This is a genomic window from Christiangramia pacifica (assembly GCF_057221535.1).
In genome coordinates this window covers 908,812-925,320 of the sequence record NZ_CM170146.1, presented here as the reverse complement: position 1 = coordinate 925,320, position 16,509 = coordinate 908,812, and the positions used below count along the sequence as shown (strand labels likewise).

The following is a 16,509-nucleotide window of genomic DNA, read 5'->3' as shown; positions in this document are numbered from 1 at the left end:
AGCCAATATGCGGCATTTTCTTATTTAAAAATCGGTTAAAAAAAAGTGACCTCAAACCCGAAAGCCTGAGGTCACGTTCAACCAACAACTAACAAAAAAAAGTTATTTCCAGCCGCCACCAAGTGCCTCATAAAGGTCTACCATAGCTTTGAGCTGATTATATTTTGCGTTCGCAAGATCAAGACTTGAATTCAAGGCATTTTCTCTTGCCGTAAGAACTTCCAGGTAATTTGCGAGGCCGTTGTTCAAAAGTTCTACAGAATAATCTGTAGCTAGTCCATAAGCTTCATATTCTTTCTGTTTTACCTCAATTTTGCTGGTGGCCGCTTCATAAGAATACAGCGCATCAGAAACTTCCTTGCTAGCTGTTAAAATAGCCTGACGAAATTCTAATCTGGCCTGTTCCTGTTGAGCAAGAGAAACTTCATATTCGGTTTTAATTCTTCTACCGTTTAAAATTGGCTGAGCGAGTCCGCCAATTACGGTCGCAAAAAGTGAATTGGCACTAAATAGATCTCCGGAATCTAAAGCCTGTAAACCGCCTGTTGCGGTTAGTGTTACTGACGGATAAAAATTACTTTTTGCAACATTAGTAAGTTCAAACGCATTCATAAAATTATATTCCGCGGCAATTACGTCGGGCCTGTTTCTAAGTAATTGAACGGGAACGCCAATATTCAATTCAGTGGAAATTTCCTGATCTTTAAGTTCTGTTCTTTCGATTTGCATAGGAGCTTCTCCGAGTAAAATAGATAAAGTATTTTCCAGCAAACGCTCCTGATTTTTAAGATCTATCAGAATTCCCTGCGCTGTGTAAAGCTGAGCCTCAGTCTGTTTTACGCCTACTTCAGTTAAATTTCCTGCCTCTTTTAGAGCCTTGGTCGTTTCAAGACTATTCTCTCTGGTAGACACCGTTTCTTCCGTAATCTTTATCTGCTCATCCAGCGATAATAACTGGTAATAAGTAGAAGCAATGCTGGCGATAAGCCTTGTTTTTACTGCCTGATGTGCCGCGATACTCTGAAGGTAGCTTGCATCAAAAGCTCGTTTCTGACTTCTTATTTTACCCCAAATATCGGCTTCCCAACTCAGGTCGGCGCTTAGTTGATATTGGTCCAGGGAGCTGAATAAACTACCAAACTGGCTGTTCTGAGATAATTCCTGGTGGGTGAAAGTGGCATTACCATTAACCGTAGGTAAATAACCGGCCTTTCCTTGTTTTACATAAGCTTCCGCTGCAATAATCTGTTGCAGTGCGATCCTGATGTCGATATTATTCTCCAGTCCTTTGCTGATATAATCCTGAAGTACAGGATCGGTAAACATTTCTTTCCAGGAAACATTTGCGATATTCAGGCTGTCTTTCTCAATATTATCTGTTCTGAAATATTCTTCCTCTACCACCTCTGGCTGATCATAATCTTTCGCCACAAAACAGGACTGCAGGCTGAGTAAACCAATACCGGCAATTAGGAATTTGATATTATATATTCGTCTCATTATAAATGATACTTTTCTTATTAGTTATTTTGAACTGCTTCCGGTTTCTTCCCAACTTTTTCCTGTAGCCATTGGAATAGCATGAAAAGAATTGGTATCACAAATACCCCGGTAATAGTTCCAATTAAAAGTCCGCCGGCTGCACCTGTTCCAATAGACCTGTTTCCTTCAGCTCCAACACCGTTAGCCAAAACAAGTGGGAGCAGCCCCAGAATAAAGGCAAATGAGGTCATCAAAATTGGTCTTAACCTGGCCTTTGCCCCATGAATTGCGGCATCTGAAATTGATTCGCCACGGCGTCTTCTCTGAATCGCAAATTCAACAATCAGGATCGCATTTTTCGCCAGCAGACCAATTAACATGATCAATGCTATCTGGAAATAGATGTTATTCTGAAGTCCGGCGAATTTTGTAGTAATATAAGCTCCGAAGACTCCCAGAGGTAATGATAATAACACTGAAAATGGTAATAAGTAGCTCTCGTATTGCGCTGCCAGTAGGAAATAAACAAACACAATGGAAAGCAGGAATATCATGGTAGTCTGATTTCCAGCATTCACTTCTTCCCTGGTTAAACCTGAATAGGCCGTACTATAATTTTCTGGCAAAGTTGAAGCGACTTCTTCAATAGCATTAATAGCATCCCCGGAACTGAATCCTGGATTTGTAGCTCCAGAAAGTTTTGTAGAATTAAACAGGTTAAACCTGGTCACAGATTGTGGCCCATAAACTCTCTTCAAATTTACAAACTGGGTTACCGGCGCCATTTCTCCGCTAGAAGTTCGCACGTAAAGTTTATTTAGATCGCTTTTATCAGCTCTATCTTCAGGTAAAGACTGCACATACACCCGATATTGTTTTCCAAATTTTGAAAAATCAGCTGCATAAACTCCTCCGATATATCCTTGCAGGGTAGAGAAAATTTCATTTACCGTTACTCCCTTTTCCTTCGCCAAAGGCACATTCAGTTCTAGTTCATACTGCGGGTAATTGGTGTTGAACGAAGATTGCGCGTACTGAATTTCAGGTCTTGCAGATAACTTCTGAATAAATTCCTGGTTAGCCGCATCCAGTTCATTAAAACTTGAACCAGAACGGTCCAATAGATTTACCTCAAAACCTGAAGAATTACCAAAACCAGGAATACTGGGAGGTGAGAAGAAAATAATATTAGCTTCAGGAATTGTTGAAGCAATACCGAAAAGTTTACCCGTGATCGCCTGAACAGACAATTCATCTGAATCTCTTTGATCCCAGTCTTCTAATTTGATAAAACCAAGACCATAATTACTACCGGCTCCATTGATCAAACTCCTACCTGAAATAATAGAAACTCCCTGAATTCCTTCCAGATCTTTTACTTTTTGATATAGTTGATCGTTTACTTGCTGGGTTCTGTCAATTGAGGCCCCCGCAGGTAGTTCCACATTTACAAATATCAAACCCCTGTCTTCATCTGGAACAAAGCCCGATGGAGTTGTTGATGAAGCCCACCAGATACCGGCAACGGCCAGGATCAAAATTACTGCCGTGATCCATTTATTTCTGTACAGATAGCTTAAAGATTGACCATATCGGCTAACGGTCGCATTAAATCCTTTATTAAAAGCATCGTAGAATCTTTGCAGGTAAGTTTTCTTCGATTTTTCCTTTTCATCATGAGTCTTTAGAAATAAAGCACATAAGGCAGGACTTAAGGTTAACGCGTTTACCGCTGAAATTACAATAGCCACGATCAAAGTGATTCCGAACTGCTCATAGAACACCCCTGTTGGACCCTGTATAAAGGTAACGGGGATAAAAACCGCAGCCATCACCAGAGTTATCGAAATGATCGCCCCAGAAATTTCGTGCATGGCATCTGTGGTAGCTTTTCGGGCACTTTTCGCTCCTTCATCTAATTTGGAATGCACTGCTTCCACAACTACAATAGCATCATCCACCACTATACCAATCGCCAGTACCAGTGCGAAAAGCGTTAACAGGTTAATGGAATAACCGAATAAATTCAGAAAGAAAAATGTTCCAATAATTGAAACCGGAACTGCAATGGCCGGGATAAGGGTAGATCTAAAATCCTGAAGAAAAATGAATACCACCAGGAAAACTAAAATAAAGGCTTCAATAAGTGTATGTACCACTTTATTTATGGAAGCGTTCAGGAATTCATTGGTATTGTAAGGAACATATAATTCCAGCCCTTCAGGAAGATCTTTCTCTATTTCTGCCAAACGATCTTCGATTTCCAGGATAATATCCCTTGCATTCGATCCCTTGGTTTGAAAAACTCCCATATTAACCGCAGGCATACCCTTGGTTTTTGAACCTCCGCTATATGACTGTGCATCCAGTTCAATTTTGGCAACATCTTTTAGTCTTAGAAATTGTCCGTCTCCCAGGGCTTTGATTACGATATTGCTGTATTGTTCTTCAGAATTATATCTTCCGCTATATTTAATGGTATAAGAAAAGGCTTCTCCATTGTTTTCCCCAAGAGAACCGGCTGCGGCTTCTAGGCTTTGCTCATTTAAAGCACCAATTACATCGGAAGGAACCAGATTATAGGCCGCTAGTTTATCTGGCTGAAGCCAGATTCGCATCGCATAATCCTTACCACCGAAAACAAGCACATTTCCAACTCCGTTAACTCTTTGAATTTCAGGAATTACATTGATCTTCAAATAATTCTGAATAAAAGTGTCATCATAATCTTCATTACTACTATAAACCGAGAAGAACATCAGGGCACTGGTCTGCTGCTTTTGGGTGGTTACACCGGTTTGTTTCACCTCTGCAGGAAGCAAGGGATTAGCTCGCGCCACGCGGTTCTGAACATTCACCGCGGCAATATCAGGATCTACATCCTGATCAAAAAATACAGTGATCTCGGCAGTACCATTATTGGTAGCAGTAGAAGTTAAATAAGTCATTCCTTCTACACCATTCAGCTGTTCTTCAATTGGAATGATCACACTTTCCAGAACGGTTTCAGCATTAGCTCCGGGATATGCGGTACTTACAGATACTGTTGGTGGAGCAATATCTGGATATTGGGTTATTGGAAGATTGGAAAGTCCCAGTACTCCCAGAATTACTATGATGATGGAAATCACCGTGGAAAGCACGGGTCTTTCTATAAATGTCTTTAGCATAATTTTTCTTTTTCAGCAAAGCTTATCTGAATACTTTTTCAATTGGTTTGGCAACACTATCAAATGGAGTAGGCTGAGGTTTGATCTCTGTGTCTGGTCGCAATTTTGAAAGTCCTTTTGCTACGATGCTATCTCCTTCTTCAACTCCAGATTTCACCACGTACATATTATCAATATTGGCGATCACTTCGATTATAGATGAATTCACCTTATTTTCTGCACCCAGTTTGTAAACGAGGATATTGCCCTGTTGTTCGTAAGTAGAAGCCTGCGGCACGACTACCGCATTTTCGTAAGTTTTTGGAATTAGAATCTTTCCACTATTACCATTTGTTAATAATCTTGATGGATTATTGAAAACCGCTCTAAAAGAAATAGACCCGGTATTTTCGTTCACCTGGGAATTGATCGTTTCAATTGAACCTTCTTCACTATAGGTAGAACCATTGGCTAGTTTGAGTTGCACTTTTGGCATATTACCTAATTTTTCTTCAATATTTGAACCTTCGTAATTCTGAAGAAAATCAAGATATTCCACTTCATTCATGGAAAAATAGGCGTAAACCCTACTAATATCACTAACCGTGGTTAGTGGTTCCTGACTATTAGGGCTAACCAGCGCACCTTCTCGTAATCTTATAGACCCAACGTAGCCATCAACCGGACTTTTGATATTTCCGTAACTGATATTGGCTGCAATACTATTATAATTACTTCTGGCCTGTTCAAGTTTTGCCTTGGCCGTTTCAAGCTGAACTTCGCTTATGATATTCTTTTCAACCAAAGGTTTTAGTTTGTCCACTTCTACCTGAGCGGCATTAACATTCGCTTTTGCAGCTGCTGCATCCTGGTTTAAAGATTGTGTTTCCAATTTAAAAAGTGTCTGACCTTTTTTAACTTTCTCTCCTTCATCTACAAGAACATCAGTGATGTAGCCTGTGACTTTAGCTCTTACCTCACTATTAACCACACCTTCTATGTTCACAGGATACGTTGTAAATCCGGTTACAGTTCGCGTAGGAACTTCAGTTACCGGGAAGGGTAAAACCTGATTCGCTGGTGCTGCCTGCGCCTGGGAATTCTGATCGCCGCCACAGGAAGTTGAACTTACTGCAATTGCGAGCACAGCTATATATTTGATTGCCTTTTTCATAGTTTGAATTGTAATTTTCGGGATATTTAATTGATGGTTAATTCATTCATCTTCTCGATGGTTCTCTCGAGATTTTCTTTTTGTGCAATGAGATATTCTTTAAATAAAATCGCTACTCCACCTGTTTTTTCAAATTTCTCTTTGTTATAGGTGGCATTAAAGGAGTGAATCTTTTCAATAAGTCTGATGTCTTCACTAATCTGGTCAAGATTCTCCTTTAAGGTATTCTTCAGATAAGTTTTGCTCGCTCTGAAATATCTTTTACGATCACCCGGTTTGGTGAAATATTCTACTTTATTGGTTTGCATAAGCAGATTTAACTGAGTAGAAACCGAGCTTTTACTGGCTTGAGTGATCTCAATGATCTCATCAAAAGTATGTCCGTCGTTTGGTGAAAGGATCATGATAACGTAGATCCTGGCAGCTAAGGGAGCAAGGTTGTGTACTTTTTCAAAGTGCACACCAATTTCCTCGATCAGTTTTTTCTTCTCCGGAGAACAACATTCCATAGTGTGAATTCTAAATTAGTTTGCAAAAATAGTATTGGTTCGGTGATTACCGAACTAAACAAACTTAAATGTGTGTTAAAATGTTCGGACATAAAAAAACCCGGACATTTGCCCGGGTTGAAATTTCATTTTATTGAATTCTATTCTTCGTAAATACCAATTTGTAGATCACCTGCAGCATTCATCGTTGCGCGATACATTCCAGCGGTATTGAATTCCATGGAAACATTACCCCTATTGTCAATGGCAATTATTCCACCATTTCCACCTAATTCAGGTTGTTTCTTCTGAATAACTTCACTCGCGGCTTCGCGAAGAGTAACTCCTTTATATTCCATCATGGCTGAAATATCATAAGCTACGACTCCGCGGATGAAATATTCTCCCCAACCTGTGCTGGAAATCGCACAGGTTTTATTGTTGGCATACGTGCCTGCGCCAATAATAGGTGAATCGCCAATACGATTATATTTTTTATTAGACATACCTCCGGTGGAGGTGCCAGCCGCGAGATTTCCATTTTTGTCCAGTGCCGCACAACCTACCGTTCCGAATTTTTCATCTTTTACAAATGGGTCATAAAAGGCAGTTTTATTACTTTTTTCTTTTTCTCGATCTCTTGCTCTTTCCATTGCTTTAAACCTGTTTTCTGTGTAGAAGTATTCAGGATCTACAATTTCAAGACCTCTTTCTTTTGCAAAATCTTCTGCTCCTTTTCCTGAAAGCAAAACGTGTTCAGAATTAGTCATCACTTCAATAGCGAGGTTTATTGGATTTTTTACATTAGTAACGCCAGCAACTGCCCCTGCATTTAGTGTTTTTCCGTCCATGATAGATGCATCAAGTTCGTTTTTGCCTTCGTTCGTGAACACGGCTCCTTTGGCTGAATTAAAAAGCGGACTATCTTCCATAACATTGATCGTTCTCTGAACCGCTTCCACTGCAGAACCACCATTTGCCAGGATCTCATGACCAGTTCTTATCGCCTCTTCCAGTTTATCTTTATAGGCCTGTTCTAGGGAATCACTCATATTTTCCTTCAAGATCGTTCCCGCACCACCATGAATTACAATTCCAAAATTCTGAATGCTGTCATTTTCAGTTTTCTTTTCTGATTTCGGTTCAGGGTTTTCCTGCTGATTTTGATTTGTATCATTACAAGAAATAAGACAGATAAGACTAAAAACGAGAAGTAGATTTTTCATAAAGATTGTTTTGCTGTGGAAGTTAATCAAAATATGAAAAATTCAGGTTTGAAATGAAGTAGGTAATCTAAATAAGTATCCTGAAAACCATCTAATTTAAAGCATATTCAGTAATTTTAAGTAAAATAATTGTTATGCCAGTAGAAGGACCTTTTAATTTAAATAAATGGATCGAGCAAAATAGGGAAAGCCTAAAGCCGCCAGTAGGAAATCGTAATCTTTATAAAGAATCTGGAGATTATATTGTGATGATCGTCGCAGGACCTAATGCACGAAAAGATTATCATTATAATGAAACGGAAGAGTTATTTTATCAGTTAGAAGGTGAAATAGAAGTTCATATTCAGGAAGATGGGAAGAAGAAAACCATGAAATTAGGGCCTGGAGATATGTATCTGCATCCGGCTAAAGTTCCTCACTCGCCGGTACGGCATGATGGTTCTATTGGGTTGGTGGTAGAACGAAAAAGGCTTAATGAAGATGGTAAGGATGGATTGTTGTGGTTTTGTGATAATTGCAATCATAAACTACACGAAGTTTATTTCCCGCTTCATGATATCGAAACCGATTTTTTAAATCATTTCAGGGATTTTTATAGTAGTAAGGAGCTTAGAACCTGTGATAATTGCGGGGAGGTTATGCCAGTTGATGAGCGGTTCACAGCAGTTAAGGAATAGCGGTTTATTTTTACTATTTTCGCAACAACTACACAAATTAATCGATAAAAACGCAAATTAATGAGTAAAATCGCTGAAGAATTCGGGATTAAACAAGCCCTGAAAGATTTAGGTTTAACCGACATCAACAACGGAACATCTACCGGAACCGACTGGTTTAGCAACGGTGATATTATAGAATCTTACTCTCCGGTTGATGGAGCACTTATAGGAAAGGTAAAGTCTACTACTAAAGAAGATTATGAAAAGGTGATCAATACCGCTGAAAAGGGTTTTAAAGAATGGAGAACCTGGACGGCACCACAAAGAGGTGAAGTGGTTAGACAGTTCAATGATGAATTAAGAAGACTGAAGGAGCCTCTTGGGAAACTGGTTTCTTATGAAATGGGTAAATCATATCAGGAAGGTCTTGGAGAGGTTCAGGAGATGATAGATATCTGTGATTTTGCGGTAGGCCTTTCCAGACAACTTTATGGTCTTACCATGCATAGTGAGCGTCCGGGACACAGGATGTATGAGCAATATCATCCGCTTGGGGTGGTTGGAATCATTTCAGCCTTTAATTTTCCAGTAGCGGTTTGGTCCTGGAATACTGCGCTTGCCTGGGTTTGTGGGGATGCCTGCATCTGGAAAGGTTCAGAAAAAACACCAATGACTTCTGTTGCCTGCCAGAATATTGCGGCGAGAGTTTTTGAAGAGAATAATGTGCCGGCCGGTATTTCCAGTTTGATCACCGGAGATTACAAGGTTGGTGAGATGATGACTAAAGATGAGCGAGTACCGCTTATTTCAGCTACCGGTTCTATTAGAATGGGAAAGATCGTTGCACAGGCAGTTGCAGCCCGTTTAGGAAAATCACTTCTGGAATTGGGTGGAAATAACGCTATTATCGTAACTCCTGACGCGAACATAAAAAACACAGTGATCGGTGCTGTATTTGGAGCAGTAGGTACGTGTGGACAACGCTGTACTTCAACACGAAGACTAATCGTGCATGAAGATGTTTATGATAAAGTTAAAGATGCGATCGTAAATGCGTATAAACAGATTAGAATTGGAAATCCGCTAGACGAAAATAATCACGTTGGTCCGCTGATCGATAAAGATGCGGTGAAGAATTACCAGGCTGCTTTAGACAAAGTAGTTGAAGAAGGCGGAAAAATTTTAGTAGAAGGCGGAGTGCTTGAAGGTGAAGGTTACGAAAGCGGATGCTACGTAAAACCTGCGATCGCAGAAGCTGAAAATCATTTCGAGATTGTTCAGCATGAAACATTCGCACCGGTTCTTTATATTATGAAGTATAAAGGAGATGTAAGTAATGCTCTTGAACTTCAGAATGGAGTAAAACAAGGGCTTTCTTCAGCAATTATGACCAATAATCTTAGAGAGGCGGAAAGATTCCTTTCTGCGGAAGGTTCAGATTGTGGAATCGCGAATGTTAATATAGGTACTTCTGGAGCTGAAATTGGTGGAGCCTTTGGAGGGGAAAAAGAGACCGGTGGCGGTAGAGAATCTGGTTCTGACGCCTGGAAAGTCTATATGAGAAGACAGACAAATACGATCAATTATACTACTGAACTGCCATTGGCACAGGGGATAAAGTTCGATTTATAATTTAGTTTTTTAAGTGTAATCAAAGCCTGTTTTCTAACGGAAGCAGGCTTTTTTATTTCTGATTATCAAGTGATTGAACTTATAATTGAATGGCCTTCATAGTTAAATCCAACTTAAATAGAACGTGATTTTTGATATAAGGACGAATAATCTTTATTTTCGGTCTGCATTAATGATAAAATTTTATGAGCACATTTTCAGAAGAAAAAGCGAAGGAAGAGCACTTAAAAAGAACGGAAGAATTTGAGAAAGAGGACGTTGAAAAAGTGATTGATAAGGAAGAGAAAATTCTTAGTAAATTCGAGAACAAGGGAAAACTTAAAAGGTATATGGACGATGCCAAGCTTCTATTTTCTCTGGTGAGAGACTATGCAAGCGGTGAATATCGTGAAATTCCCTTTAATATAATAGCTGCTGCCGGAGCCGCACTTTTATATGTGCTATCTCCTATAGACCTGATCCCAGATTTTATACCTGTTCTGGGTTACTTGGATGATGCGGCAGTGATCGCCTTCTGTTTGAATTTGATGGAAAAAGACCTGGTAAGCTATAAGGTCTGGAAAGACAGCGTTACAAAATCAGCATAGATAAAGTATAATACAATAAAAAAGCCCGGTTGAATTTCAACCGGGCTTTTTTATTTAAATCTATATGAGTTTAGATCGTTCCGTTGGCTTCAACCCATTTAAACTTGTGTTGATCCTGGGGAATTGCGATCCTGTCTGCAATTCTTGTCATTCTATCTGGAAGCGCCATCAAATAATCTCTCGCTTTTTCAGCTTCGTCTGTTAGTGAACGCATTTTATCGATCTCCCAGTAACCATTCAGTTTTTTAAGAATATCGATATAATCATAGGTAGTATAAACTCCTAGTCTTTGTGCAGCATTTGAAAAGTTTTCAAAGGCTTCAGCAATTCCCTGTCCTGATTCTCTTATAAACTGTGCAGGCATTACTATCTTTTTCTTCATCATGTCTACATAAGCCAACATCATCTCACTTGGATCATGTTCGAAAATTGTTTTCACGAATTCTCTATAAGCCATGTAATGTCTCATTTCGTCACCGGCGATGATATTACACATCTTCCCGAGCATTTTATTTCCTTTTTTCTTAGCTAGCTGTCCCACTCGTTTGTGAGAAATATTGGTAGCTAACTCCTGAAAACTTGTATAAACGAAGTTTCTGTATGGATCTCTTCCCGTTCCGATGTCAAAACCGTCATTGATAAGATGCTGTGTGGTCTTTTCAATTTCTTTCATATCAACCCTTCCGGATAGATATAAATATTTGTTCAAAGTATCACCATGTCTGTTTTCTTCACCAGTCCAATGTCTAACCCATTTTGCCCAGGCATTTTGTTCACCTCTTTTGGCTCCATGTTGTTCAACACCCTCCATATCCATTAGCCATGATTCATATGTAGGAAGTGCTTCTTCAGTTACCATATCTGCTACAAGAACCACCCAGAAATCATATCCTAATTCTTTCGCTTCTTCTCTAATCTGGTGAACTTCTTCAAATCCCTGATCGTCCTGAAGATTTGGAAGCATGTCTGTTGGTTGCCAAATTTCATCAACCGGAATTAGATATTGGTCAATAAAACCCTGAACAGATTTTTCAACCGTTTGCATTACTTCTAAACGTATATTGTCTAATGCCATTTTTTAAATCTTTATTCTTAAAAGTTTAGGCCGTTTTTTGCTTTAAAACCTATTATTCAATATCTACTGCAATAAGCATGCAGTTTTTCAAAATTCCAAAAAATCCCATGATTTTTAAAAATGGAAAAGATTGAACGTCAAATATATGAATATGCAGTTAGATGCTGTAATAAAAATAACCTAATTTCTCCCCTGTTCATCAGGGTAGAGCGTATGTACAGGATCACTTTGATAAACTTCCTTGGAATCAATATCTAATGCTGAAATTGAACCTTTAAAAGCAGCTCCCGTATCAACATTCCATATATTGGCTTTATTAACCGGAAAGCTTTCTCCTATGCGGGTTACCGGAGTATGGCCTATGTAAATTTCTTTAAAATGTTGCAGTCTTTTAGGATAGAATTGATCGCCAGGCGTAAGATTTTCTTTCATAGACAGTGCCATTTCCCATAAAGTTCTGTCCCAATAAAATCCTGTATCATGGTATTCAAAATCTGGCCCATGAAGGTTAGTAAAACCCGCGTGCACAAATAATCTGTCTTCATCATCCTTATAAAAATTGAACATTTCGCGGAAAAAATTTATATGTTCCAGTTTCTGTTCTTCGGTAAAAGTGCGATAAGCATCGATACTGGACTGTCCTCCATGTTCGAGCCACTTCTGATTCATTTCACCACTTTCCAGCCATTTATGCGCAAGATCATCATGATTCCCCCTAATAAAAATGCAGGAATTCTGCTTGGCCAGTTCAATCAAATAAGTAACCGTATTTGCGGAATCACTCCAGCCATCTACGTAATCACCCAAAAAGATAAGTTGATCTTCTGGAGAGAGATCTATTCTTTCCAATAGTTGCACAAGTGCCTTGAGACCGCCATGCAAATCTCCAAATACTAACTTTCTTGACATTCTAATTGTATTTCACCTTTCTTAAAATTCGCATACTCTCCTTATAAGAATTATATACTTCCTCACTATAGTTTTTAAGATAAGGCTTAGCCTCCTCAAGCTTGGTTAAAGCTTCGGTAAAATTATTTAAATAACATAATAAATAGGTCGAAGGCAGGTTTTTCAAATCTCTTTTGTCGCTGGCATTTAACCCATAACCTTTTTTCAGTTTTTTGATCACGGCCTGATTGCTATTGTAAATATGATAAAGTGTCTTTTTATCAAATCTCGGCGGTTCAAATAACAACTGACTGTCTATATCATAATTGCCATTATCCCGGAAACTAATTGTAACTTCTTCAAGAGGATAGTATTTAAACTGATCGTGCAGACCAAGATGAACATATTCAATAATTTTAAAGGCATCGTTATTCTGAATGATGCTCACTTCATCCAGATCTGAATAAAAAAGTTTTACCTGCTCGTTGATGAGTTCTATATCCACCCTGGAAAAGTAACTCTCGTCTTTGATCCGTTTTTCCTTTCCAGCCCAACAAACCACAAAATATTCTTTAAAAACTTTATAAGTAGGGTTGTAATCCCGTCGCTTTTTCATAAAATCAAAAACACCATCCAGCGTATATTCCAGGTTGTTGTGAGAATGGTTTTCGATGGACGCTACTATGGAAGAGTTACCATCCTTAATTTCGATATCAAAAACCTTAGGCATGCTAATACTTCCATCTCGAAGAAAAACTGAACCTCCATAATATTTCCAGATATTCTTCCGGAAGGAACAGATCTTTCCATGATTAGGCCTGATGCTCACCAATCCAACGACGAGGTGATCTGGCAAATGTGGAAAGGGAATATTTTCATAAGAAATGATAGGCGGATTGCTCAGGTATGCATTTACGAGGTTTTGAATTTTACTGTCATCAAAAAAATCTATTCCTACAATCTCATTATCCTCATCTTCCACACCAATCACGATGTATGAATTATTTTCAGGATTTGAATTTGAAAGAGCGCAAATATGTTTTAAAAATTTTGCCTTGCCTTCCTTTTCACCAATGTTCAACTGTCTCTTTTTATCATAAAAACTGTTCTCATCATTATGAGCCAACAGGTTTTTAATAAGAAGTCGTTTGTTGATCATTTCCTCATTTTATGCTTTTTTATCCAGAATGGTGCTTGTAGCCTGAGCTGTTGGCATTACCGTAAGATCGGCAATATTCACATGATACGGTCTGGTAACCACAAAATGAATAATATCGGCGATATCTTCGGGTTGTAAAGCTTTAAAACCCTGGTAAACTTTATCGGCCTTATCTGAATCTCCTTTGAATCTTACATCACTGAATTCAGTTTGAGTGAGTCCGGGATTCACTGCGCCTACTCTAATTCCGTTACCATTCAGGTCAATTCTCATTCCCTGATTTATCGCGTCCACAGCATGTTTGCTGGCGCAATAAACATTTCCGTTTGGATACACTTCTTTACCTGCGGTAGAACCGATATTTATAATATGACCGGTTTGTCTTTCCATCATTCCTGGAATGATCGCCTTACTTACATATAATAATCCTTTTACGTTAATATCCAGCATGGCATCCCAGTCATCCATACTTCCACTCTGAATAGGATCCAGCCCGTGGGCATTTCCGGCATTGTTAACTAAAACATCAATGTCTCTGAATTCTTCGGGTATAGAAGCAATTTTCTCCAGAACTTCGTCTCGATTCCGCACATCAAAACTGAGGATGTGTACCGAAGTTTCCACAGATAGTTCTTGCCTTAACTGCTCTAGGCGCTCGGTGCGTCTTCCGCATAAAATTAATTTAAATCCTTCCAGGGCAAACCGTATAGCTGTTGATTTACCAATTCCGCTCGTGGCGCCTGTTATCAGGGCTGTTTTCATAAAATTTTATTTTAGTTTCTAATGTAAGAAAGTATTACTTAGCAATCACTATAAGTCTATTAAAGCAAGGTTAAGTTCCGTTAAAAAAAGTTAAATCCATCGGTTCAAATGAAATCTTGCACAAAGGTTGCCGTTAGCCCTACAGAACTAAAAAAATCTACTTATGAGATATTTGAAAAATGGAACTTTAAAGAGTTTAATGGTTGCAACGGTAATTGCGTTGGGACTAACAAGTTGTAGTGATGACGATTCCAGTAATCCTGCAAATGGTGGAACCGCTAACATGACTGTAAGATTAACCGATGCTCCCGGAGATTATGATGAAGTAAATATTGATGTACAGGATGTACAGGTTATGGTAGAAGCTGATGCCGAAGCCGAAGGAGAGATGGATAGCGAAGGTTGGGTAAGTCTTGATAACGTTCAGACCGGAGTTTACGATCTTTTAGAATTAACTGGAGGAATCTCTCAAATTCTTGCTGATTCTGAAGTGCCTGCTGGTTACGCAAGTCAGATTAGACTTGTTTTAGGTTCAAATAATACCGTGGTGGTTAACGGTGAATCGAAACCTCTTAATACTCCAAGTGCACAACAATCAGGATTAAAATTACAATTGAATCAGGAACTTGAAGAAGGTGAAAACTATGCTTTTCTTCTTGATTTTGATGTTGAAGAGTCAATTGTAACAACTGGTAACGGAGGTTATAATCTTAAACCGGTAATTAGATTGAGTGCTGAAGCTGATGCCGGAATGGTAGTTGGTACTGTTATTATACCTGCTAGTATTGAAAGTAATGTTCAGAGTCTTGTAAAAATTACAAATGGTAATATTACCATTTCAGCTTATACAGATGGAAGTGGTAATTTCGCACTTAATGGAGTGCCAGCTGGTACATACGACCTTGAGGTAATTCCTGAAGCTTCTTCCGGACTTACTGTTTTCGCAGTGTCAGATGTTGAAGTGAAGCCGAATGAAACAACCGATGTTGGTGAAATCGAGCTGTAATTAGCAACCGAAAAATTTTTTCAAAAGGCAGTGTTTTAAAGCACTGCCTTTTTATTTTAACCTAAGTTTAACAACCCTAAATCCAATAAATTTCCAATTTGCGACGCTTACAACAAGTACGTATATTCACGACATCAAAATCTGAAAATCATGATGGAAAACGATTCATCTGTTGATATCGCCAGTATTAACGAAAAAATTGAAAGAGAAAGTGCTTTTGTAGACCTGCTAACCAGGGAAATGAATAAAGTGATCGTAGGCCAGAAGCATATGGTAGAGCGGTTGCTTATTGGATTGCTTGGGCAAGGTCATATTCTGCTTGAAGGTGTTCCGGGACTTGCAAAAACCCTGGCCATTAATACACTTTCCCAGGCCGTTCACGGTAGTTTTAGCAGGATCCAGTTTACTCCAGATCTTTTGCCTGCAGATGTTGTGGGTACTCTTATTTACAATATGAAGGTCAATGATTTCAGTATCAAGAAGGGACCGATCTTCGCCAATTTTGTACTTGCAGATGAGATAAACCGTGCTCCAGCCAAGGTACAGTCGGCTTTACTGGAAGCTATGCAGGAAAAGCAGGTAACTATTGGAGATGAGACTTTCAAATTAGATAAGCCATTTTTGGTCATGGCGACCCAAAACCCGGTAGAGCAGGAAGGAACTTATCCTTTACCGGAAGCTCAGGTAGACCGTTTTATGCTGAAGACTGTGATCAAATATCCGCAGATGGCCGAAGAACAGCTGATTATCAGGGCCAATCTAAAAGGAGGATTTGAAAAAGTGAATCCTGTGGTTGATCTCGAGCAGATTCTGAGAGCACAAAGTGCGGTAAGGGATGTCTATATGGATGAAAAGATCGAGAAATACATTCTGGATATCATCTTCGCTACCCGTACTCCTGAAAAATACAATCTTGAAGATATTAAACCATTGATAAATTTTGGTGCTTCACCAAGGGGTAGTATTAACCTGGCCATCGCTTCAAAATGTTATGCATTTATTAAGCGCCGCGGATACGTGGTTCCTGAAGATGTCCGTGCCGTGGTGCATGATGTATTAAGACATAGAATAGGAATTACCTACGAAGCAGAGGCAGAAAATATAACTTCAGAAGATCTTATCAATAAGATCGTCAACGAGATTGAAGTTCCGTAGCAATTAACAATTATCACTACACAAACAGGTCTGAATAAAAAATTCCTGACCAATGAAAATTGTTTAT

The 16,509-nt window shown here is 39.0% G+C and carries 14 protein-coding genes; 5 read left to right on the top strand and 9 right to left on the bottom strand.

All coding sequences use genetic code 11. The features are described from left to right. Window positions 1–102: 102 nt before the first annotated feature. From AC2S94_RS04355 to AC2S94_RS04335, 5 genes are all read right to left on the bottom strand, one after another. A complete protein-coding gene (locus AC2S94_RS04355) occupies window positions 103–1,500 on the bottom strand; it encodes an efflux transporter outer membrane subunit (RefSeq protein ID WP_484630289.1) in 1,398 nt (465 codons plus the stop codon). A gap of 20 nt (window positions 1,501–1,520) precedes the next feature. Beyond that, window positions 1,521–4,652 (bottom strand): efflux RND transporter permease subunit, encoded by a 3,132-nt coding sequence (locus AC2S94_RS04350; RefSeq protein ID WP_484630288.1) that lies wholly within the window; start codon window positions 4,650–4,652, stop codon window positions 1,521–1,523. A 22-nt stretch (window positions 4,653–4,674) separates the two neighbouring features. Continuing rightward, a complete protein-coding gene (locus tag AC2S94_RS04345) occupies window positions 4,675–5,805 on the bottom strand; it encodes an efflux RND transporter periplasmic adaptor subunit (RefSeq protein WP_484630287.1) in 1,131 nt (376 codons plus the stop codon). A gap of 26 nt (window positions 5,806–5,831) precedes the next feature. Then, entirely contained in the window at window positions 5,832–6,314 is a 483-nt protein-coding gene (locus AC2S94_RS04340; protein ID WP_309562129.1) for a GbsR/MarR family transcriptional regulator, read from the bottom strand. Between the two features lie 140 nt (window positions 6,315–6,454). Beyond that, on the bottom strand, window positions 6,455–7,519 hold the full coding sequence (locus tag AC2S94_RS04335) for an isoaspartyl peptidase/L-asparaginase family protein (protein ID WP_484630286.1): 1,065 nt from the start codon (window positions 7,517–7,519) through the stop codon (window positions 6,455–6,457). Window positions 7,520–7,653: 134 nt separating this feature from the next. Here AC2S94_RS04335 and AC2S94_RS04330 point away from each other — a divergent pair, with 134 nt between their 5' ends. The 3 genes from AC2S94_RS04330 (at window position 7,654) to AC2S94_RS04320 (ending at window position 10,397) form a co-directional block, all read left to right on the top strand. Further along, on the top strand, window positions 7,654–8,196 hold the full coding sequence (locus AC2S94_RS04330; protein WP_484630285.1) for a 3-hydroxyanthranilate 3,4-dioxygenase: 543 nt from the start codon (window positions 7,654–7,656) through the stop codon (window positions 8,194–8,196). Between the two features lie 60 nt (window positions 8,197–8,256). Then, window positions 8,257–9,810 carry an L-piperidine-6-carboxylate dehydrogenase gene (gene amaB / locus AC2S94_RS04325; RefSeq protein ID WP_484630284.1) on the top strand — a complete coding sequence of 518 codons (1,554 nt, stop codon included), beginning with the start codon at window positions 8,257–8,259 and terminating at the stop codon, window positions 9,808–9,810. Between the two features lie 185 nt (window positions 9,811–9,995). Further along, the gene (locus AC2S94_RS04320) at window positions 9,996–10,397 is read left to right on the top strand and encodes a YkvA family protein (RefSeq protein ID WP_484630283.1); all 402 of its coding nucleotides are present in this window, start codon (window positions 9,996–9,998) and stop codon (window positions 10,395–10,397) included. Between the two features lie 70 nt (window positions 10,398–10,467). Here the strand turns inward: AC2S94_RS04320 and AC2S94_RS04315 are convergent, their stop codons facing one another. The 4 genes from AC2S94_RS04315 to AC2S94_RS04300 all read right to left on the bottom strand — a co-directional run bounded on the left by AC2S94_RS04315 (window position 10,468) and on the right by AC2S94_RS04300 (window position 14,281). Then, on the bottom strand, window positions 10,468–11,472 hold the full coding sequence (locus tag AC2S94_RS04315; protein ID WP_484630282.1) for an acyl-ACP desaturase: 1,005 nt from the start codon (window positions 11,470–11,472) through the stop codon (window positions 10,468–10,470). A 180-nt stretch (window positions 11,473–11,652) separates the two neighbouring features. Next, on the bottom strand, window positions 11,653–12,381 hold the full coding sequence (locus tag AC2S94_RS04310; RefSeq protein WP_484630281.1) for a metallophosphoesterase family protein: 729 nt from the start codon (window positions 12,379–12,381) through the stop codon (window positions 11,653–11,655). A gap of 1 nt (window position 12,382) precedes the next feature. Further along, on the bottom strand, window positions 12,383–13,519 hold the full coding sequence (locus AC2S94_RS04305) for a DUF5929 domain-containing protein (protein ID WP_484630280.1): 1,137 nt from the start codon (window positions 13,517–13,519) through the stop codon (window positions 12,383–12,385). 9 nt (window positions 13,520–13,528) lie between these two features. Further along, the gene (locus tag AC2S94_RS04300; RefSeq protein ID WP_484630279.1) at window positions 13,529–14,281 is read right to left on the bottom strand and encodes an SDR family NAD(P)-dependent oxidoreductase; all 753 of its coding nucleotides are present in this window, start codon (window positions 14,279–14,281) and stop codon (window positions 13,529–13,531) included. A 163-nt stretch (window positions 14,282–14,444) separates the two neighbouring features. On the opposite strand from AC2S94_RS04300, the gene AC2S94_RS04295 reads away from it, so the two are divergent. Then, the gene (locus AC2S94_RS04295; RefSeq protein WP_484630278.1) at window positions 14,445–15,287 is read left to right on the top strand and encodes a DUF4382 domain-containing protein; all 843 of its coding nucleotides are present in this window, start codon (window positions 14,445–14,447) and stop codon (window positions 15,285–15,287) included. A gap of 150 nt (window positions 15,288–15,437) precedes the next feature. Then, window positions 15,438–16,442 (top strand): AAA family ATPase, encoded by a 1,005-nt coding sequence (locus AC2S94_RS04290; RefSeq protein ID WP_484630277.1) that lies wholly within the window; start codon window positions 15,438–15,440, stop codon window positions 16,440–16,442. Window positions 16,443–16,509: the final 67 nt, after the last annotated feature.